Consider the following 20,487-nt stretch of genomic DNA (forward strand, 5'->3'; position numbering starts at 1 on the left):
AGGGCAGATGTGTTCGACTACGTCGAGAGGTTCTACAACACGATCCGCAGGCACTCGGCCATCGGCTATCTCAGCCCGGCCGAGTTCGAAATGAAGGTGGGATTAGCTTAACTGACCGTCCACGAAACCGGCAGCAGGCCATGAGGCTCGCGCGTCAGCAGCGGTGAGGCTTGCGCCCCGCTGGTCCAGGGGCCGACACCTCTCCCCTGCCCCTCTCCTTACAGGAGAGGGGTTCCCCGCGCCCTTCTCCACATCCGCAACGACTCTTCCCTTCTCCCGGATGGGAGAAGGTGGCGCGGAGCGCCGGATGAGGGCCTGCCGTCGCAGCAAACAGGCGCCACGGCTCCGTTACGTTTAAGCGATGAGCGGCGGTCCCTCACCCCTGCCCCTCTCCCATCCGGGAGAGGGGGGACCCGCGGACTTGGCTGGGGACGATGAGCGATGTGGAGAGCAGGGGTTAATTATCAATTTTTTGAGAGGCTCAGAAGCGCAATTTTTTCCGGTAAGAGTGGTATTCTTTGGCCTGTTATGTTTGCTAATAGTTCCGGTGTAATTCCAACGCTTGTGATTGTCTGATGAATTGAGATTATGTCGCGGTTGGTGATCCAATTAATGGCTGCGTTTAGTAGCTCCGGTTCTTCGAGTGTGATGTTTTCATCATATTTCTCAATTTTAGATTGCCCTGTTTTCACAAGTTGTATATTTGCAGTCCTGTACTGCGCTGCATCAATTATTCCTAAATCAAGCGCGCGACGGACGATTGCGCGTACTGATACTTTCCAGCGAAGTTTCATTTGGAACAGCGCATTCCAGTCGAGCGTCCTTCTGCCTCTTGGAAATTCGCGCGCGAAAGCGGCGCGCGGGATCAAGAATGCGCCAGCAAATCTATGGGCCTCCGCTTCCGTGGCGCTGTCGCCTGTTACAATCCCCTGATGCATGATGATGTGAGCAGCTTCGTGAGCGAGGTCGAAGCGCAAGCGGGAGCCCGCATTTTTGGCCATCGATCGAACGATGATTGGTCGCCGCCGAGATATAGAAAGCGCGTCGATCCGATCCGTGAGGTCATCGAAATTGACTACGACTGCGCCAGCATTCTCTACCACACGCATCATACTAGTAATCGGGCCATCGAGTCCTAGTCTCCAGTGCAATCTTGTGTATTCAGCGGTACGTTCAATTGCGTCCGGTGATGCTGGGCGCCCTGAGTCTGGGAAGTTTACATTGGGCATCCGCACTTGATCTTCTAGTGCATCGACCAATGACTCTAGAACCGTACCGCGAGCTACCGTTTGCGCAACTAGTCCGCGTGGCGCGCTTGCCAGCCGTCTAAAATGACAATCTTCTTCCCGTACTGGGTTTCCCGCGGGAAGTGAGAAGAATGACGAAGTTACGGAAAGCGCGGCTGCCAAAGCCTCACGCATTTCAACTGTGGGTTCCTTTGCGCCCGTCTCAAGCTGATGAATAAACTGTCGGCTGGCCGCAACGCGCCCACCCAGATCATCAAGCGAGAGCCCAGCAACAAGTCGGGCCAGTCGTAGTTTGTCGCCATAGAACATTTGCGCATTTAATGCCGAGCGTTGGCCCGGCATTATTCCTTTAATTGTCACACTCAAGCTCTGTTGGGGGCGGAGTCGGTCTCGTCAATACGATCGCCGGCTTTGTCCGAAGGATCTCCGACAAATGGCGGAGGAAGCTCGAGGCCCTCAGGCCGGGCGTCGCTAATCGACACGATGAGGGGGGCTGCGTCAGCGAGCGGAAGCGGCCAAACCAATTCAGGCTGTTTATTTCGTAGGGCAACAAAGCTGGCGTCCAGCAGCGAACCATCTAGGTCAGTCGTCACGCCGAGTCGAAAAAGTACGCCAGCGGTTAGGATGTCGGGCTCTAAGTCGAGCAAAAGCTGTTCTCGGGGTGTCGCCGATGAAATTTTGCTCGTAGGTTCTACGGGGTCACCCCGCCAGAAGCGCATCGGGACACCCCCAACGCTGAATTGGAAATGTTTGCTGGGATCAATCACCGCCAGCCACTCGAAGCCTGGTTTGCCGGCAACCTGGATGATCTGGAAGCAGCCGAAATTGTACGCGCAAACTCCGAGCGTCCAGTTATCGTCGCCGATAGCCGGATCGAAGCGGTCAACTGCGTTGCCGCGCCCGATAGCGAGCAACTGCGCAACCTTGACGAGCCGGTCTTTGGTTAACTCCGGGTGGTAGTCCCAAGGCAGCATTGTCTACTTCTCCTAAGGTCCGGGCGATTATCTGAATATGTCAACCGAACTGGCGTGTGTCAAGCGGCCAGCTGTGCTTCGTGGATCCGGTAAAACGCGGGGAACCCATCTCCTGTAAGGAGAGGGGCAGGGGAGAGGTGTCGGCCCCTCGACCCGTAAGGCGTCGAGCCAACCGCAGCCGGCGGGGAGGGCTCGCCCTCTGCGACGGACGGCCTACACCTCACCCTGCCCTCTCCTTACAGGAGAGGGTTCTGCGTCGAGGTTCCGCACCAAGCCTGCGCCACCCGGAACAATCCTCCCCACGCTCTGTTTCCCGCGAAAGGGCCCTTCCGGCCCCGTCAGGGAGATAAAACCATGTTCAGGACCACCCTAACCCTCGCCGCGCTCGGATTCGTGCTGGCGCTGTCGCCGGCCGGGGCGCAGACCGCGCCGGCGGCGCCGGACACCACGCCGCTGCCGCCGACCACCTGCAGCACGGTCGAGCTGTCCAAGATGAACGCCGAGACCGCCAAGATCACCGACCCGGACAAGAAGGCGGTCGCGATGAAGGAACTGACCCTCGCCACCGACCGGATGGCCAAGGACGACATGAAGGGCTGCGCGACCCATCTCGGCAACGCCATCCGGATGATCCCCGGGCGGGGTTGAGGGGCGGGTGCCCCGTGACGGCAGGGCGCGGGGAACCCTTCTCCCGGATGGGAGAAGGGCAGGGATGAGGGACCGCGGCTGCTCATTGAAACGGCACGGCGCCGTCGCGCTTCGACCTGAAGCCGCAGGCCCTCATCCGGCGCTCCGCGCCACCTTCTCCCATCCGGGAGAAGGGAAGTGGCGTTGCGCTTCCCTTCAATCTTATCCCCGTCCCCCGCACCCGTGCCTATTCTCCCCTCGCTCCGCCCGACCAAGGGGGCTGTCGCGAGGCATCGTGCGGCCGGGCGGGGTTTGCGGGTTTCGTCGTTCGAGGCCGTTGCGGGCCAAAGACGGCGGAGGCGCAGATCGCCATCGCGCGGGTGAGTCAGGCCGCGCGACCTGTGACACGGATAACCAGAAGGCGATCTGGTCGGCACAAAAGACCCGCGTGCGGGACGGGGTAGCGGCTGTTGGCGCTGCTTCGACACAGACATCGACATCGGCACGCAGCCGTCGACTGCGACGCCGCCCCGTCCCGCGCATCCCCTCGGATACGCCTTGGAGAGCCCGAAACCCCGCGGCGTGAGCCGGCCGGGGGTTTCGGTGCGTCGGTCGGGGCGTGACACAGGTTCAGACATACGCCGTCATCCCGGACAAGCCGCGCAGCGGCGCCGATCCAGGATCCATTCCGGAACGGGTCAGGCATGGATCCCGGATCTCCGCTTCGCTGCGTCCGGGATGACCGCGCGGGGGAGAGGGCTGGTCATGAGAGGGGAAGCGGCGCGCACCGCCCCTCCGCTCTTGCCGGGCCGGCGGGGCTGCCGTAACCGGGAGGTTCCGAGCGCCCGCCCGAAGACCCTGCCATGACCGCCACGCTTTCCCAACGCTATGCCGCCCTGGTCGAATCCGGGGCGATCGAGCGCGATCCGGCGCAGGTCGTGGTGGTGAAGCGGCTGTCGGCGCTGGCCGAGACGCTGGCGGCGCAACGGCTGGCGCAGAAGAGCAGCGCGCTGGGCTGGCTCTTCGGCAAGAAGGCGGCGGCCAGGGACGTGCCCAAGGGGCTCTACATCTGGGGCTCGGTCGGCCGCGGCAAGACCATGCTGATGGACCTGTTCTACGACTCCGTGCCGATGCCGCTGCGGCGGCGGGTGCATTTCCACGCTTTCCTCGCCGATGTTCACGGCCGCATCCACGCCTATCGCCAGAAGCTCAAGGCCGGCGAGGTCAAGGACCCCGATCCGATCGGACCCGTCGCGGCGGATCTGGCGAAGGAGGCCCGGCTGCTCTGCTTCGACGAGTTCACCGTCACCGACATCGCCGATGCGATGATCCTGGGGCGGCTGTTCACGGCGCTGTTCGCGGCCGGGGTGGTGGTGGTCGCGACCTCGAATGTCGAGCCGTCGCGGCTCTATGAGGGCGGGCTGAACCGGGCGCTGTTCCTGCCCTTCGTGGCGCTGCTGGCCGAGAAGGTCGAGGTGCTCAAGCTGGAGGCGCGCACCGATTTCCGGATGGAGAAGCTCGGCGGCGCGCCGGTCTACCGCGTGCCGGCCGATGCGGCGGCTGAGGCCGCGCTCGACGACGCCTTCCGCAAGCTTTCCGGAGCGACGAAGGGGCAGCGCCTCGTCATCGACGTGAAGGGCCACGACCTCGTCGTACCGCAGGCGGCGGCCGGCGTGGCACGGGCGGGCTTCGGCGATCTCTGCAGCAAGGCCTATGGCGCTTCGGACTATATCGCCCTGGCGCAGCGCTTCCACACGCTGGTGCTCGACGACATCCCGGTGCTCGCCGACGAGCAGCGCAACGAGACCAAGCGCTTCATCATCCTGATCGACACGCTCTACGAGCATCATGTGAAGCTCGTCGCCTCCGCCCAGGCCGAGCCGCATGAACTCTACCGCGCCACCACCGGGCGCGAGGCCTTCGAATTCGACCGCACGGTGTCGCGGCTGATCGAGATGCGTTCGGACGATTATCTGCGCCTGCCGCATGGAAGGGCGGATTCGGCGGCGAGCGGCGACAGCGGCGGGCTGGTGGAGACGTGAGGTGAAACCGTTGCTTTCATCCCTCCGCCGTCATCCCGGACAAGCGGCGAAGCCGCGCCGATCCGGGATCCATTCCGGAGCCTGGCCGATGAACGCTCCGGAATGGATCCCGGATCTGCGCGGAGTTTATCCTTGGGCCGATCGTAGATCGGACCCGAGGGCTGCGCCCGGGATGACGGCGCGTTTCGGTCAAAGGTCCCGATAGCGCCATGACCCTGCGCGAGCCGAGCGAGACCCGCATCCTCACGGTCGCCAGCGAGCATCTGCGCCGGTTCGGGCTGAAGCGCTTCACGGTCGTCGCGGTGGCCGAAGAGGCGGGCATGACCCATGCCAATGTCTACCGCTACTTCCCCTCGCGCGCGGCGCTGGTCGATGCCGTGGTCGATGTCTGGCTGAAGGCGACCGAGCGGCGGCTCGCCGACATCGCCGATGGGCCCGATCCCGCCGACGACAAGCTCGAGCGGCTGATCCTGGCGCTGGCCAAGGCCAATCGCGACCTGCTGACCGAGGAGCCGCAGCTGTTTGCGGCCCTGTCGCAGGCGGTGGCGAAGCGCCATGCGATCAGCCGGCGCAACCGGGCCCGGGTGCGGGCGCTGTTCGAGCGGGTGATCGACGAGGGCATCGCGTCGGGCACCTTCGAGCCGCGCGACCGCGACCGGGCGATCGCCTTCGTCATCGACGCGACGCACCGCTTCATCCATCCTGCGGCGCTGGAGCTGGAATCGGACGTGCCGCAGGCCTCGATCGACATCCGCCTGTCGACGCTGATCCGGGTCTCGCTGCGGGTGCTGATCAGCGGTCTGGTCTGAAAAATCCTGTGACGAATTACATCTTCTGTAAATTGTCATTGTGGCTGTCTCGTGCCATTCTGGGGCAGGATTCGGGGCAAATCCCGCCAAGTCCTTGAAAAGTCAGGCGACGCGGGTGACGCTTCGGCAGCTGTGGCGCTGGCGCGGGCCTGTCCGGCTCCAGCGCGTCAGGGTTGCGGCAAAAGGGCCATTTGGGCCAAAGGAGCCGACGGTTTCGCCGGTTCTCCGGCATTTCGCAGCGTCAGGACAAAGGACTAGGCCATGGCCCGCAAGAAGATCGCCCTCATCGGCGCCGGCCAGATCGGCGGCACGCTCGCCCATCTCGCCGGCTTGAAGGAACTCGGCGACATCGTGCTGTTCGACATCGCCGACGGCATCCCGCAGGGCAAGGGCCTCGACATCGCCGAGTCGTCCCCGGTCGACGGCTTCGACGCGGCCTACAAGGGCACCTCGTCCTATGAGGACATCAAGGGCGCCGACGTGATCATCGTCACCGCCGGCGTGCCGCGCAAGCCCGGCATGAGCCGCGACGACCTGATCGGCATCAACCTCAAGGTGATGAAGGCCGTCGGCGAGGGCATCAAGACCTATGCCCCCAAGGCCTTCGTGATCTGCATCACCAACCCGCTCGACGCGATGGTCTGGGCGCTGCAGAAGTTCTCGGGCCTCAAGCCCAACATGATCTGCGGCATGGCCGGCGTGCTCGACTCCGCCCGCTTCCGCCACTTCCTCGCCGACGAGTTCCAGGTTTCGGTCAAGGACGTCTCGGCCTTCGTGCTGGGCGGTCATGGCGACGACATGGTGCCGCTGGTGCGCTACTCCGGCGTCGCCGGCATCCCGCTGCCCGACCTGATCAAGATGAAGTGGACGACGCAGGAGCGCATCGACGCCATCGTCGACCGGACCCGCAAGGGTGGCGGCGAGATCGTCAACCTGCTCAAGACCGGCTCGGCCTTCTATGCGCCCGCCGCGTCCGCGATCGCCATGGCCGAGAGCTATCTCAAGGACCAGAAGCGCGTGCTGCCGGCGGCGGCCGCGCTGCGGGGCCAGTATGGCGTGCGCGACATGTTCCTGGGCGTGCCGGTCGTGATCGGCGCCAAGGGCGTCGAGCGCGTCGTCAAGATCCGCCTCAACAAGACCGAGCAGGAGATGCTGTCGAAGTCGGTGGCGTCCGTGCAGGGCCTGATCGAGGCCTGCAAGGCTATCGATTCGTCACTGGCGTGATCTAGGGCAGTCGGCGAGGGGCCGTGAGCCGTCGTGACCATGCGATGGCTCACTGTCTCACTGCCCAATGCCGATTGCCGACTGCCCAAATAACCTTCGCTTCAGGGAAACCGAGCACATGAACATCCACGAATACCAGGGCAAGGCCGTCCTCAAGGAGTTCGGCGCGCCCGTCTCCGCCGGTTTCCCGGCGCTGACGGTTGCGGAAGCCGTCGAGGCCGCCAAGAAGCTGCCCGGCCCGCTTTTCGTCGTGAAGTCGCAGATCCATGCTGGCGGCCGCGGCAAGGGCAAGTTCAAGGAGCTCGGCCCCGACGCCAAGGGCGGCGTCCGGCTCGCCAAGTCGGTCGAAGAGGTCGAGTCCCACGCCAAGGAGATGCTCGGCAACACGCTGGTGACCGCGCAGACCGGCGAGGCCGGCAAGCAGGTCAACCGCCTCTATATCGAGGACGGCTCCGACATCGCCAAGGAGTTCTACCTGTCGGCGCTGGTCGACCGCACGACCTCGCGCGTGGCTTTCGTGATCTCGACCGAAGGCGGCATGGACATCGAGGCCGTCGCGCATGACACGCCGGAGAAGATCGAGACCTTCTCGGTCGATCCCGCCACCGGGATCATGCCCCATCACGGCCGCAGCATGGCTCGCATCCTGGGCCTGTCGGGCGACCAGGCCAAGCAGGCCGCTGCCGTCCTGGCGCAGATCTACACCGCGTTCGTGGCCAAGGACATGGACATGCTGGAGATCAACCCGCTGATCGTGACCACGGCGGGCCAGATCAAGTGCCTGGACGCCAAGATCTCGTTCGATTCCAACTCGCTCTACCGTCACCCCGAGATCGTCGCCCTGCGCGACACGACGGAAGAGGACGAGAAGGAGATCGAGGCCTCGAAGTATGACCTCGCCTATATCGCGCTCGACGGCACGATTGGCTGCATGGTCAACGGCGCCGGCCTCGCCATGGCCACCCTCGACATCATCCAGCTCTACGGCGAAAGCCCTGCGAACTTCCTCGACGTCGGCGGCGGCGCCTCGGAAGAGAAGGTGACGGCGGCGTTCAAGATCATCACCGCCGACCCGAAGGTGAAGGGCATCCTGGTCAACATCTTCGGCGGCATCATGAAGTGCGACGTGATCGCGCGCGGCGTCATCGCCGCGGTGAAGGCGGTCGGCCTTCAGGTCCCGCTCGTCGTGCGGCTCGAGGGCACCAACGTCCAGGAAGGCAAGGACATCATCTCGTCCTCCGGCCTCAACGTCATCCCCGCCGACGATCTCGACGACGCCGCGCAGAAGATCGTCGCCGCGATCAAGAAGGTCTGATCGTGACGTACGCGGGAGCACTTATCGTTTCAGGATTGGTGGCAGCTCTGCTGTCACTGGTCCTGCTGCGTGTGCTTCCGCAGCTTGTCGGGAAATTTGGGGGGAGCAGAAGTAAGGCGTTCGCTCTCGTCGCCGGTTTTCTGCTGGTCGGCCTGATTTGGTTAGGCCTGCTGGATGCGCACCGTGATCTGTGTGTGGCTAACTATGCCGATGCCGAGTTCCGCTGCGACCTGTCTTTTCCGCTTCTCATCACAAGTTCGCTGAGCGTCTTGATTGTAATCCTGTCGCAAATCCCCTTTGCGGCGTCCGTATTCGCGCCCTCGGGGCTTCGACATAAGAGCGAGATCTAGATGTCCATCCTGATCGACAAGAACACCAAGGTCATCTGCCAGGGCTTCACCGGCAAGAACGGGACCTTCCACTCCGAGCAGGCGATCGCCTATGGCACGCAGATGGTCGGCGGCACCTCCCCGGGGAAGGGCGGTTCGCTCCATCTCGGCCTGCCGGTCTTCGACAGCGTGTACGAGGCCAAGGCCAAGACCGGCGCGACCGCGTCCGTCGTCTATGTGCCGCCTCCGGGCGCGGCCGATGCGATCTGCGAGGCGATCGACGCCGAGATCCCGCTGATCATCTGCATCACCGAGGGTATCCCGGTGCTGGACATGGTCAAGGTCAAGCGCTCGCTGTCGGGCTCCAAGTCGCGCCTGATCGGGCCCAACTGCCCCGGCGTCGTGACGGCGGGCGAGTGCAAGATCGGCATCATGCCGGCCAACATCTTCAAGCCGGGTTCTGTGGGCATCGTCTCGCGCTCGGGCACGCTGACCTATGAGGCGGTGTTCCAGACCACCCGCGAGGGCCTGGGCCAGACCACCGCGGTCGGCATCGGCGGCGACCCGGTCAAGGGCACCGAGTTCATCGACATGCTCGAGATGTTCCTGGCCGACGAGAAGACGACCTCGATCGTGATGATCGGCGAGATCGGCGGTTCGGCCGAGGAAGACGCGGCGCAGTTCATCAAGGACGAGGCCAAGCGCGGTCGCAAGAAGCCGATGGTCGGCTTCATCGCCGGTCGCACGGCGCCTCCGGGCCGCCGCATGGGTCATGCGGGCGCGATCATCTCGGGCGGCAAGGGCGGCGCCGAGGACAAGATCGCAGCCATGGAAGCGGCCGGAATCCGGGTCTCGCCCTCGCCGGCGCGCCTTGGAAAGACCTTGGTCGAGGTGTTGAAGGGCTGAGGGTTTCGCACGTCATGGTCGGGCCTGACCCGACCATCTCGTGACGCGCGGAACTCCCGAAGAGATGGTCGGCTCAAGGCCGACCATGACGCGCTAGGCAGGCAGGAAAAGGGCAGAAACGACCATGGCTCGCCAGGACATCAACGAGGCTCTCGCGCAGACGGGTTTCCTCTATGGCGGCAACGCGGCCTATATCGAGGATCTCTATGCCCGCTACCAGGCCGACCCCAAGTCGGTCGACGAGCAGTGGCAGGGCTTCTTCGCCGGGCTGAAGGATGACGGCCAGTCCATCATCCAGAACGCCAAGGGCGCGTCCTGGACCAAGCCGAACTGGCCTGTTCATGCCAATGGCGAGCTGGTCTCGGCGCTGGACGGCAACTGGGCCGTGGTCGAGAAGGTCGTTTCCGACAAGCTCAAGGGCAAGGCGCAGGCCAAGGGCGTCGAGATCTCGGCGGCCGATGTGCAGCAGGCGACGCGCGATTCCGTGCGCGCGATCATGCTGATCCGCGCCTACCGGATGCGCGGCCATCTCCACGCCAAGCTCGATCCGCTCGGCATCGAGCAGGTCAAGGACCCCGAGGAGCTGTCACCGGCCGCCTTCGGCTTCGGCGAGGCCGATCTCGACCGCAAGATCTTCATCGACAACGTGCTCGGCATGGAGTTCGCGACCATCCGCGAGATGGTCGCGGTGCTGCAGCGGACCTATTGCAGCACGGTCGGCATCGAGTTCATGCATATCTCCGATCCGGAGCAGAAGGCCTGGCTGCAGGAGCGCATCGAGGGGCCCGACAAGGAGATTGCCTTCACCCGCGAGGGCAAGAAGGCGATCCTGAACAAGCTCATCGAGGCCGAGGGCTTCGAGAAGTTCATCGACCTGAAGTTCACCGGCACCAAGCGCTTCGGCCTCGATGGCGGCGAGTCGCTGATCCCGGCGCTCGAGCAGATCATCAAGCGCGGCGGCGCGCTTGGCGTGCGCGACATCGTTTTCGGCATGGCCCATCGCGGCCGCCTCAACGTGCTGACCCAGGTTCTGGGCAAGCCGCATCGCGCGCTCTTCCACGAGTTCAAGGGCGGCTCCTTCGCCCCCGACGACGTCGAGGGCTCGGGCGACGTCAAGTATCATCTCGGCGCCTCCAGCGACCGCGAGTTCGACGGCAACAACGTCCATATCTCGCTGACCGCCAACCCGTCGCATCTCGAGATCGTCGACCCCGTCGTGCTCGGCAAGGTGCGCGCCAAGCAGGACCAGTTCGGCGACGTGGTCGAGCGGTCCAAGGTGCTGCCGCTGCTGCTGCATGGCGACGCCGCCTTCGCCGGCCAGGGCGTGGTGGCCGAATGCCTCGGGCTGTCGGGCCTGAAGGGACACCGCACCGGCGGCTCGATCCACTTCATCATCAACAACCAGATCGGCTTCACGACCTATCCGCGCTATTCGCGCTCCTCGCCCTATCCGTCGGATGTGGCGAAGATGGTCGAGGCCCCGGTCTTCCATGTGAATGGCGACGATCCCGAGGCGGTCGTCTTCGCGGCCAAGGTCGCGATCGAGTTCCGGCAGAAGTTCCACAAGCCGGTCGTCATCGACATGTTCTGCTATCGCCGCTTCGGACATAACGAGGGCGACGAGCCGGGCTTCACCCAGCCGCTGATGTACCGCAAGATTCGCGGCCACAAGACGACGCTGGAGCTGTATTCGGCCAAGCTCGAGGCCGAGGGCGTGATCCAGCCGAGCGAACTGGACGAGGCGCGCGCCGCCTGGAAGGCCAAGCTCGAGATCGAGTTCGAAGCCGGCCAGGCCTTCAAGCCTAACAAGGCCGACTGGCTCGACGGCCGCTGGGCCGGCATGAAGGCGATCCGCGCCGACGAGGACGATCCGCGCCGCGGCGCCACGGGCGTCGATGCGGCCGTGCTCAAGGAGATCACCGAGAAGATCACGGCGGTGCCGCCGGGCTTCAACGTCCACAAGACGATCCAGCGCTTCCTCGACAACCGCCGCAAGGCGGTCGAGACCGGGCAGGGCATCGACTGGGCGACCGCCGAGGCGCTGGCCTTCGGTTCGCTGCTGCTCGACGGCCATCCGGTGCGTCTCTCGGGGCAGGATTGCGAGCGTGGCACCTTCTCGCAGCGCCATTCGGTGCTGATCGACCAGGAGACGGAGGCCCGCCACACCTCGCTCAACCACATCCGCGACGACCAGTCGCGCTACGAGGTCATCAACTCGATGCTCTCGGAAGAGGCGGTGCTCGGCTTCGAATACGGCTACACCCTGTCCGAGCCCAACGCGCTGACGATGTGGGAGGCGCAGTTCGGCGACTTCGCCAATGGGGCGCAGGTCGTGTTCGACCAGTTCATCTCGTCGGGCGAGCGCAAGTGGCTGCGCATGTCGGGCCTCGTCTGCCTGCTGCCGCATGGCTATGAGGGCCAGGGGCCGGAGCACTCGTCGGCCCGTCTCGAGCGCTTCCTGCAGATGTGCGCCGAGGACAACATGCAGGTGGCGAACTGCTCGACGCCGGCGAGCTATTTCCACATCCTGCGCCGCCAGCTGAAGCGCGACTTCCGCAAGCCGCTGATCCTGATGACGCCGAAGTCGCTGCTGCGCCACAAGCGCTGCGTCTCGACGCTGGAGGAACTGGCCGAGGGCTCGACCTTCCATCGCGTGCTGCATGACGACGCCGAGCGCGGCAACTCGACGACGAAGCTGGTCAAGGATTCGAAGATCCGCCGTGTCGTGCTCTGCTCCGGCAAGGTCTATTTCGACCTGCTGGACGAGCGCGAGAAGCGCGGCATCGACGATGTCTACCTGATGCGCGTCGAGCAGCTCTATCCGTTCCCGCTGAAGTCGCTGGCGCAGGAGCTGGCGCGCTTCAAGGGCGCCGACGTGGTCTGGTGCCAGGAAGAGCCCAAGAACATGGGCTCCTGGACTTTCGTCGAGCCCTATCTCGAATGGGTTCTCGGCCATGCCGGCGCGAAGTCGAAGCGGCCGCGCTATGTCGGGCGCCCGGCCTCGGCCGCGACCGCGACCGGCCTGATGTCGAAGCATCTCGCCCAGCTCAACGCCTTCCTGGACGAAGCCTTCGCAGGCTGACGACCAGTCCCCCGAACGCCAGACAAAGACACAAGAACAGAGGCCTGACATGGCGACCGAAATCCGCGTACCCACCCTCGGCGAATCCGTCTCCGAGGCGACCATTGGCAAGTGGTTCAAGAAGCCGGGCGACACGGTCAAGGCCGACGAGCCGCTGGTCGAGCTCGAGACCGACAAGGTGACGCTCGAGGTCAACGCGCCGGCCGCCGGCGTGCTCGGCGAGATCGTCGCCAAGGAGGGCGACACGGTCGGCGTCAGCGCGCTGCTGGGCATGATCTCGGCCGGCGACGGCAAGGCCGCGGCCCCCGCGCCCAAATCCGATGCCGCCGTCGCGCAGGCGTCGGGCAAGGCCGGCGAGGCGACGACCGCCGCCGCCGAGGCCAAGACCGGCGAAGTCGCCGGCGACACCCAGATCAAGCCCGCGACCAAGGCTGCCGATTCAGGCCCCGCCGTGTCGCGGCTGGCGGCCGAGAGCGGCGTCGATCCGTCGAAGGTCAATGCGTCCGGCAAGGACGGCCGCGTCACCAAGGGCGACATGCTGGCCGCGATCGCGACCGGCCCCGCGGTTGCCGCCTCGGCTCCGGCTGCGCCCGTTCAGGTCCGCGCGCCGTCGCCGGTCGACGACGCCTCGCGCGAAGAGCGCGTCAAGATGACCAAGCTGCGCCAGACCATCGCGCGCCGCCTCAAGGAAGCCCAGGCGACGGCCGCGATGCTGACCACCTTCAACGAGGTGGACATGTCGGCGGTGATGAGCCTGCGCAACCAGTACAAGGACGTGTTCGAGAAGAAGCACGGCGTGAAGCTCGGCTTCATGGGCTTCTTCGTGAAGGCCTGCGTGCAGGCGCTGAAGGAGATCCCCTCCGTCAACGCCGAGATCGACGGCACCGACATCATCTACAAGAACTACTACCATGTCGCGGTGGCCGTCGGCACCGACAAGGGCCTCGTCGTGCCGGTCGTGCGCGATGCCGACCAGCTCTCCATCGCCGGCGTTGAGAAGGCGATCGGCGTGCTCGGCAAGAAGGCCCGCGACGGCGCCCTCAAGATCGAGGACATGCAGGGCGGCACCTTCACCATCTCGAATGGCGGCGTCTACGGCTCGCTGATGTCGACGCCGATCCTGAACGCGCCGCAGTCGGCGATCCTGGGCATGCACAAGATCCAGGAGCGCCCGATGGTCGTCGGCGGCCAGATCGTGGTGCGCCCGATGATGTATCTGGCGGTCAGCTACGATCACCGCATCATCGACGGCAAGGAGGCGGTGACCTTCCTGGTGCGCATCAAGGAGGCCCTGGAGGACCCGGCGCGTCTCGTGCTGGATCTCTGAGGCGAGTTCCCCGTCCGAATGCCGACGATTGCGATCATCGACGGCGTTCGGATCGTGATCCATCTCAAGGATCACCTCCCGCCTCATCTTCACGCGATGTTCGCTGGGCATGAGGCGCAGATTTCGATTGTGACCGGTGATATCCTCAGCGGATCGCTGCCGCCGGCCAAGACCAGGTTGGTCAAGGCATGGTTGGCGGCCCATCGCGAACAGGTCGCCTCGATCTGGGTCGAGATCAGGGAAGGCCGCTATAGCGGAGGCCAGATCACATGAGGTACCGGATCAAGGACGTCGCAGCCGTGCGTTACCCGGTTCTCCGGGTCACGTTCGATGACGGGCTGTCGGGCGAGTATGATCTGACAGACTGGATCGAAAGGGGGGCGGCGTCCTCCCCCCTGAAGGACCGTGCCTATTTCGAGACCGTCGCTGTGGCGCCCCAAGGGCGTTCCTTCGGCTGGAACCTCGACAAGGCCGGTCACGAGATCGATTTCTGCCCTGATGAGGCCCGGATCGCCATCGAGACCGCTCTGGTCGAACAGCTGGCGGCTCAATACGCCGCGAACCGCTCAGCCGCCGAATAATCGCCAATCCTGAAGAGAAACCCATGTCCTACGATCTCGTCGTCATCGGTACCGGCCCCGGCGGCTATGTCTGCGCCATCCGCGCTGCCCAGCTCGGCCTCAAGGTCGCGGTCGTGGAAAAGCGCAAGAGCCATGGCGGCACCTGCCTCAATGTCGGCTGCATCCCCTCCAAGGCGCTGCTGCACGCCTCCGAGATGTTTGAGGAGGCCGGTCACGTCTTCCCGAGCCTGGGTGTCGTCGTCGGGACCCCGACGCTCGATCTCAAGCAGATGATGACCCACAAGCAGGAGACGGTGGACGCCAACGTCAACGGCGTCGCCTTCCTGCTGAAGAAGAACAAGATCGAGCCCTTCCACGGCACCGCCTCGATCCCCGGCGCCGGCAAGGTCGTGGTCACCGCCGAGGACGGCTCCATCAAGGAGCTTGAGACCAAGGCCATCGTCATCGCCACCGGCTCCGAGGCTGCGAGCCTGCCCGGCGTCGCGGTCGATGAGAAGACCGTGGTCACCTCGACCGGCGCGCTCGAACTGACGGCGGTTCCCAAGGAGCTGGTCGTGGTCGGCGCGGGCGTGATCGGGCTCGAGATCGGCTCCGTCTGGAGCCGTCTCGGCGCCAAGGTCACGGTCGTCGAGTATCTCGATCGCATCCTGCCCGGGATGGACGACGAGATCGCCAAGCAGTTCCAGCGCATCCTGGCCAAGCAGGGCTTCGAATTCATCCTCGGCTCGAAGGTCACGAAGGTCGAGACCGGCACCAAGGGCGGTGCGACCGTGACGGTCGAACCTGCCGCGGGCGGCGAAGCGAAGACGCTGAACGCCGACATCGTGCTGGTCGCGATCGGCCGCCGGCCGAACACGGACGGGCTCGGGCTCGATGCGGCGGGCGTCGCCACCGAGCGCGGCCGCGTCGTCATCGACGATCATTTCAAGACCAATGTCGCGGGCATCTATGCCATCGGCGACGTGGTGCGCGGCCCAATGCTGGCGCACAAGGCCGAGGACGAGGGCGTCGCGGTCGCCGAGATCATCGCCGGCAAGCACGGCCATGTGAACTACGACGCGATCCCCGGCGTCGTCTACACCTCGCCGGAGGTCGCTTCGCTCGGCAAGACCGAGGAGGAGCTGAAGGCGGCGGGCGTCGACTACAAGGTCGGCAAGTTCCCCTTCACCGCCAATGGCCGCGCCCGCGCCATGCGCCAGACCGACGGCTTCGTGAAGGTGCTGGCCGATGCCAAGACCGATCGTGTCCTGGGCTGCCACATCATCGGGCCGCGCGCCGGCGATCTGATCGCCGAAGTGACCGTGCTGATGGAGTTCGGCGGCTCGTCGGAAGATCTCGCCCGCACCTGCCACGCCCATCCGACGCTGGCCGAGACGGTCAAGGAAGCGGCGATGGCGGTGGAGAAGCGCCAGATCCATATGTGATCTGGCGCCGTTCTTCGCGTCCGGCCCCGTCTGGTGTAAGATGGGGCCATGACGCGGGATGAGGCCACTACTGAACTGGTCCGTCATACGGACGCCTTGCGCGATCGTGGCGCAAGGGCCGCGTTCGTCTATGGCTCGACGGCGCGCGATGAGGCCAGGGACGACAGCGATATCGACATCTTCATCGATATCGAGCCTGGCCGGAAGTTCTCTTTGCTCGATCTTGTCGGGATGCAGCGCTATCTCGCGGATGAGCTCGGTGTCGAGATCGATCTGACGACGCGCAACAGCCTGCATCCCAAGTTGCGGGCAGAGATCGAGCGCGAAGCCGTTCAGATTTTCTGATGGCGCGCCGGAGCGATGTCGTTCTCGAGGAGATACTCGAAGCGATCACTCTGATCGATCAGGCCCTTGCCAATCATACGCAGGCATCGTTCGCGACGGCCATCTTCGTGCAGCGGGGCACCGAACGGGCACTCGAGATCATTTCCGAAGCGGTGCGCCATCTCCCGGATACTCTTCTCGATGTGAGGCCGGAAATTTCCTGGGTCGATGTCCGGGCGCTCGGCAACAGGATCAGGCATGAGTATTGGCGCGTCGACTCTCAATTGATCTGGGCGATTGCAATGGACGACCTCCCGCCGCTGCGAACTGCGGTGACGGACCTTCTGGCACGGTTGCGAAGTTGAACGTCAGCCCCTCCGCGCCTTGAACGCCGTCAGCGTGTTGCGCAGCAGGCAGGCGATCGTCATCGGGCCGACGCCGCCGGGGACGGGGGTGATCGCGCCGGCGATCTCGACGGCTTCGGCGAAGGCGACGTCGCCGGTGAGCTTGCCGTCGGGCAGGCGGTTGTTGCCGACATCGATGACGGTGGCGCCGGGCTTGATCCACTCGCCCCTGACGAAGCCAGGGCGGCCGACGGCGGCGACGACGATGTCGGCGCGGCGCACCACGGCAGCCAGGTCCCTGGTGCGCGAATGGGCGATGGTCACCGTGCAGTCGGCCTGAAGCAGCAACTGGGCGACGGGACGGCCGACGAGTTCGGAGCGGCCGATCACCACCGCCTCGAGGCCCGCGAGCGCGGGCAGGACGCTCTTCAGCAGCAGCATGGAGCCCAGCGGCGTGCAGGGCACGAGCAGCTGCTCGGGGTCGATCTTGCCGCCGGCGAGGCGGCCGGCATTGAGCGGGTGCAGCCCGTCGACATCCTTGGCCGGGTCGATGGCGTCGATCACGGCGGCGGTGTCGAGATGCTTCGGCAGCGGCAGCTGGACGAGGATGCCGTCGACCGCGTCGTCGGCGTTGAGCTCGGCGAGCTTGGCCAGCAGTGCGGCCTGGGTCGTCTCGGCCGGCAGGCGGTGGGCGGCCGAGTTCATGCCGACCTCGACCGCCAGCTTCTCCTTGGACGCGACATAGACGCGGCTGGCGGGATCGTCGCCGACCAGCACGACATGCAGGCCCGGCACCTTGCCGCTCGCCGCCCTGATGCCGGCGACCTCGGTCGCGATCTCGCCGCGCAAGGCGGCGGCGATGGCCTTGCCATCGATCAGTCTGGCCTGCGGCATGGGGACACTCTCCATCGGCGGGAAGCCGCCCTCATGCGGCGCCGGCTTGCCCGCCGTCAAGCGCGCCGGTATCGATCGTGCATGGCGAGGCCGATGGAGATGCTGTTCCCGTGAGTACCGGTTTCGCCGCTGTGCCGTCCGCGCCGTCCTTTCGCCTGACGCAGGCCCGCGTGCCGCTCTGTCTCGTCGCGGCGGGCGGGCTCGCCGCCGACCGCGACGGGCTGACGCTGGTCGACCTTGCGGTTGAGGAGGGGCGGATCGCCTCGATCCTGCCGGCAGGCACGGAGGGGCTGCAGGACGGCCCTGTGCTCGATCTCGACGGCGGCATCGTGCTGCCGCGCCTGGTCGACTGCCATGTCCATCTCGACAAGGGCCATATCTGGCCGCGCCGGCGCAATCCCGACGGCAGCTTCATGGGCGCGCTCAACAGCGTGATGGCCGATCGCGAGGCGAACTGGTCGGCCACCGATGTCCGCGCGCGGATGGCGTTCGGCCTGCGCTGCGCCCTGGCGCATGGCACCGCCGCCGTCCGGACGCATATCGATTCGCTGGGAAAGCAGATCGGCCTTTCCTGGCCGGTGCTGGCGGAGCTGCGGGCGGAATGGGCGGGGCGGATCGCGGTTCAGGGTTCGCCGCTCTTCGGTATCCAGTTCGCGCTGGATGCGGCCCATGTTCGCGATGTGGTCGCGGCGGTGAAGGCGCATGGCGACCGCCTGTTCGGTTGCGTCAGCTACATGATCCCCGAGCTCGACGCGGCGCTGGACGTGATCTTCCGCACCGCGATCGAGAACGGCTTCGACCTCGACTTCCATGTCGACGAGACGAACGACGCGGCCGCGCGCTCGCTGGAGCACATTGCGGACGCGGCGATCCGGCATCGCTTCACGGGCAAGATCCTGGCCGGGCATTGCTGCTCGCTGGCGCTGCAGGAGCCCGAGGCCGAGGCGCGCATCATCGCCAAGGTCAGGGAGGCCGGCATCGCAGTGGTCTCGCTGCCGATGTGCAACATGTATCTGCAGGACAGGACGCCCGGCCGCACCCCACGCTGGCGCGGCGTCACCGCGCTGCACGAGCTGAAGACGGCGGGCGTGCCGGTGATGATCGCGTCGGACAACACCCGCGACCCGTTCTACGCCTATGGTGACCTCGACCTGATCGAGGTGCTGCGCGAGGGCACCCGCATCCTCCAGCTCGACCATGCCGGGACCGACTGGGCCAATGCGGTGGCGCGGACGCCAGCATCCCTCATGGGGCTGGACGGGAAGGGCGTGCTGTCGCCCGGCAGCCCGGCCGACCTGATCCTGACCCGGGCGCGGGACTGGACCGAGTTCTTCGCCCGTCCGCAGTCGGACCGCACGGTGCTGGTCGCCGGCCGCGCGATCGACACGACCCTGCCGGACCATCGCGAGCTGGATCATCTGATGGGCGGGCGGTCGTGAGGTTCGCCCCGTCGGCCCACCCTCGACGTCATCCTGGGCGGCCGAAGGCCGGCCCGGGATCCATCGTCGAGCGCATCGCCCTTCGATGGATCCCGGCGCTTCGCTTCGCTCGCGCCAGGATGACGGTGGAGGGTATCGAAGGGATCGAGCCAGCTTGGGGAACCCGGCAGCCATGACCACCCGCTACGACATCGCCGCGCTCAAGGCTCGCCTCGGCTCCATCCGCAGCGAGGATAATCCCGCGCTGGTGAAGCAGAAGAGCCGCGACTTCTTCTGGTACTCGCCGGTGCTGAAGCGGCAGCTCGACCATGTCACGGCCGATCTCGTGGTCTCGCCCACCAGCGAGGCGCAGGTGCTGGAGGTGCTGGCCGCCTGCCACGAACTCGGCATCCCCGTGACGCCGCGCGGCACGGGGACCGGCAATTACGGCCAGGCCATGCCGCTCTCGGGCGGGGTGCTGCTCGATCTCTCGGGCTTCGACAAGGTGCTCGACATCGCGCCCGGCCGCTATGTCGCGGAGCCCGGGGCGATCATGGCCCGGATCGACGAGCAGACGCGGGCGCATTCGCGGCAGGAATTGCGGCTCCACCCCTCGACCTACCAGACGGCCTCGATCGGCGGCTTCATCGCCGGCGGCTCGGGCGGCGTCGGCTCGATCAAATGGGGCGGCCTGCGCGACTGGGGCAACATCATTCGTCTCAGGGTCGCGACGATGGAAGCGCAGCCGCGTATCCTCGAACTCCAGGGCGAGGACCTGCACAAGGTCGCCCATGCCTATGGCACCAACGGCATCATCACCCAGGTCGAAATGCCGTTGGCGCCGGCCTATGCCTGGGTTGATGCGATCCTGGGCTTCGACACCCTGCGCGGGGCGACGGAGTTCGCCAACAGCCTCGGCGAGCAGGACGGTCTGGCGCTGAAGAACCTCTGTGTCGTCGCTGCGCCAGCGCCGCACGACTATTTCCTGCGCCACCGCAAGTTCCTGCCGCGCGACAGCCATCTCGTCATCGTCATGGTCGCCGATTTCGCGGTCGAGTCGCTGCTGGCCTATGCGCGGCGCTTCAGGGGCGCGGAGCTGCTGATGCGCTCCGACCGGCTGTCGCCGGAGGAGGCGAAAGGCCTGCCGCCGGCTTACGAGCTGGGCTGGAACCACACCACGCTGCGGGCGCTGCGGGTTGATCCGGCGATCACCTATCTGCAGGTGCTCTATCCCTTCCCGAACCAGGTCGATCTGGTCGAGGCCATCCATGCCCGCTTCGGCGAGGAGGTGATCTGCCATCTCGAATTCGTCCGCTTCGACGGCAAGGTCACCTGCTTCGGCCTGCCCCTGGTGCGCTTCACCACGGAGGAGCGGCTGGAGGAGATCATGGCCATCCATGAGGAGATGGGCGCGCCGATCTTCAATCCGCACCGCTACACGCTGGAGGAGGGCGGCATGAAGCAGACCGACGAGGCGCAGCTGTCCTTCAAGCGCGAGGCGGACCCGCAGGGGCTGCTCAACCCGGGCAAGATGATCGCCTGGGAGGACCCCTCCTACGACTACAAGGCGGGCGGCACCTTTCTGTTCCGCAGCCTGTCCGAAGCCGGGGTCGGCTAAGC

General features: G+C 65.5%; 20 protein-coding genes. 17 read left to right on the forward strand and 3 right to left on the reverse strand.

Annotated features, from left to right (window positions below; translation table 11 throughout):
* Nucleotides 1-111, forward strand: a 111-nt coding sequence (locus Q8S38_RS23360; RefSeq protein WP_305682042.1) for an IS3 family transposase, incomplete at its 5' end; no start/stop codon positions are given.
* Nucleotides 112-464: 353 nt separating this feature from the next.
* Here Q8S38_RS23360 and Q8S38_RS23365 read toward each other — a convergent pair.
* Both Q8S38_RS23365 and Q8S38_RS23370 read right to left on the reverse strand, forming a co-directional pair.
* Nucleotides 465-1,556, reverse strand: coding sequence for a helix-turn-helix domain-containing protein (locus Q8S38_RS23365; RefSeq protein ID WP_305682731.1), 1,092 nt, complete (start codon nucleotides 1,554-1,556; stop codon nucleotides 465-467).
* 53 nt (nucleotides 1,557-1,609) lie between these two features.
* On the reverse strand, nucleotides 1,610-2,221 hold the full coding sequence (locus tag Q8S38_RS23370; protein ID WP_305682732.1) for a hypothetical protein: 612 nt from the start codon (nucleotides 2,219-2,221) through the stop codon (nucleotides 1,610-1,612).
* 354 nt (nucleotides 2,222-2,575) lie between these two features.
* Between Q8S38_RS23370 and Q8S38_RS23375 the strand changes: the two genes are divergently transcribed.
* The 14 genes from Q8S38_RS23375 to Q8S38_RS23440 all read left to right on the forward strand — a co-directional run bounded on the left by Q8S38_RS23375 (nucleotide 2,576) and on the right by Q8S38_RS23440 (nucleotide 16,576).
* A complete protein-coding gene (locus Q8S38_RS23375; protein ID WP_305682733.1) occupies nucleotides 2,576-2,869 on the forward strand; it encodes a hypothetical protein in 294 nt (97 codons plus the stop codon).
* Between the two features lie 842 nt (nucleotides 2,870-3,711).
* On the forward strand, nucleotides 3,712-4,890 hold the full coding sequence (zapE, locus tag Q8S38_RS23380; RefSeq protein WP_305682734.1) for a cell division protein ZapE: 1,179 nt from the start codon (nucleotides 3,712-3,714) through the stop codon (nucleotides 4,888-4,890).
* 209 nt (nucleotides 4,891-5,099) lie between these two features.
* Nucleotides 5,100-5,699 carry a TetR/AcrR family transcriptional regulator gene (locus Q8S38_RS23385; RefSeq protein ID WP_305682735.1) on the forward strand — a complete coding sequence of 200 codons (600 nt, stop codon included), beginning with the start codon at nucleotides 5,100-5,102 and terminating at the stop codon, nucleotides 5,697-5,699.
* 261 nt (nucleotides 5,700-5,960) lie between these two features.
* Nucleotides 5,961-6,923 carry a malate dehydrogenase gene (gene mdh / locus Q8S38_RS23390; protein WP_305682736.1) on the forward strand — a complete coding sequence of 321 codons (963 nt, stop codon included), beginning with the start codon at nucleotides 5,961-5,963 and terminating at the stop codon, nucleotides 6,921-6,923.
* Nucleotides 6,924-7,041: 118 nt separating this feature from the next.
* A complete protein-coding gene (gene sucC, locus Q8S38_RS23395; protein WP_305682737.1) occupies nucleotides 7,042-8,238 on the forward strand; it encodes an ADP-forming succinate--CoA ligase subunit beta in 1,197 nt (398 codons plus the stop codon).
* 2 nt (nucleotides 8,239-8,240) lie between these two features.
* On the forward strand, nucleotides 8,241-8,588 hold the full coding sequence (locus Q8S38_RS23400) for a hypothetical protein (RefSeq protein ID WP_305682738.1): 348 nt from the start codon (nucleotides 8,241-8,243) through the stop codon (nucleotides 8,586-8,588).
* Nucleotides 8,589-9,473 carry a succinate--CoA ligase subunit alpha gene (gene sucD, locus Q8S38_RS23405; RefSeq protein ID WP_305682739.1) on the forward strand — a complete coding sequence of 295 codons (885 nt, stop codon included), beginning with the start codon at nucleotides 8,589-8,591 and terminating at the stop codon, nucleotides 9,471-9,473.
* Between the two features lie 124 nt (nucleotides 9,474-9,597).
* The gene (locus Q8S38_RS23410; protein ID WP_305682740.1) at nucleotides 9,598-12,555 is read left to right on the forward strand and encodes a 2-oxoglutarate dehydrogenase E1 component; all 2,958 of its coding nucleotides are present in this window, start codon (nucleotides 9,598-9,600) and stop codon (nucleotides 12,553-12,555) included.
* Between the two features lie 49 nt (nucleotides 12,556-12,604).
* On the forward strand, nucleotides 12,605-13,882 hold the full coding sequence (gene odhB / locus Q8S38_RS23415; RefSeq protein WP_305682741.1) for a 2-oxoglutarate dehydrogenase complex dihydrolipoyllysine-residue succinyltransferase: 1,278 nt from the start codon (nucleotides 12,605-12,607) through the stop codon (nucleotides 13,880-13,882).
* Between the two features lie 18 nt (nucleotides 13,883-13,900).
* A complete protein-coding gene (locus Q8S38_RS23420) occupies nucleotides 13,901-14,155 on the forward strand; it encodes a DUF4160 domain-containing protein (protein WP_305682742.1) in 255 nt (84 codons plus the stop codon).
* Nucleotides 14,152-14,463 carry a DUF2442 domain-containing protein gene (locus Q8S38_RS23425; RefSeq protein WP_305682743.1) on the forward strand — a complete coding sequence of 104 codons (312 nt, stop codon included), beginning with the start codon at nucleotides 14,152-14,154 and terminating at the stop codon, nucleotides 14,461-14,463. Before Q8S38_RS23420 ends, Q8S38_RS23425 begins: the two co-directional genes overlap by 4 nt.
* Nucleotides 14,464-14,486: 23 nt before the next feature.
* Nucleotides 14,487-15,887, forward strand: coding sequence for a dihydrolipoyl dehydrogenase (lpdA, locus tag Q8S38_RS23430; RefSeq protein ID WP_305682744.1), 1,401 nt, complete (start codon nucleotides 14,487-14,489; stop codon nucleotides 15,885-15,887).
* Between the two features lie 48 nt (nucleotides 15,888-15,935).
* Complete coding sequence (locus Q8S38_RS23435; protein ID WP_305682745.1) at nucleotides 15,936-16,232, forward strand: nucleotidyltransferase family protein; 297 nt, start codon at nucleotides 15,936-15,938, stop codon at nucleotides 16,230-16,232.
* Entirely contained in the window at nucleotides 16,232-16,576 is a 345-nt protein-coding gene (locus Q8S38_RS23440) for a HepT-like ribonuclease domain-containing protein (RefSeq protein ID WP_305682746.1), read from the forward strand. The genes Q8S38_RS23435 and Q8S38_RS23440 overlap by 1 nt, the downstream gene beginning before the upstream one ends.
* A gap of 3 nt (nucleotides 16,577-16,579) precedes the next feature.
* On the opposite strand, the gene folD is transcribed toward Q8S38_RS23440, so the two are convergent.
* Nucleotides 16,580-17,449, reverse strand: coding sequence for a bifunctional methylenetetrahydrofolate dehydrogenase/methenyltetrahydrofolate cyclohydrolase FolD (folD, locus tag Q8S38_RS23445; RefSeq protein ID WP_305682747.1), 870 nt, complete (start codon nucleotides 17,447-17,449; stop codon nucleotides 16,580-16,582).
* 110 nt (nucleotides 17,450-17,559) lie between these two features.
* Here folD and Q8S38_RS23450 point away from each other — a divergent pair, with 110 nt between their 5' ends.
* Both Q8S38_RS23450 and Q8S38_RS23455 read left to right on the forward strand, forming a co-directional pair.
* On the forward strand, nucleotides 17,560-18,888 hold the full coding sequence (locus tag Q8S38_RS23450) for a cytosine deaminase (protein WP_305682748.1): 1,329 nt from the start codon (nucleotides 17,560-17,562) through the stop codon (nucleotides 18,886-18,888).
* A gap of 172 nt (nucleotides 18,889-19,060) precedes the next feature.
* On the forward strand, nucleotides 19,061-20,485 hold the full coding sequence (locus Q8S38_RS23455) for an FAD-binding oxidoreductase (RefSeq protein ID WP_305682749.1): 1,425 nt from the start codon (nucleotides 19,061-19,063) through the stop codon (nucleotides 20,483-20,485).
* The last annotated feature ends 2 nt before the right edge of the window (nucleotides 20,486-20,487 follow it).

This window comes from Allobosea sp. (genome assembly GCF_030695125.1).
In the GTDB taxonomy this organism is placed as follows: Bacteria; Pseudomonadota; Alphaproteobacteria; order Rhizobiales; family Beijerinckiaceae; genus Allobosea.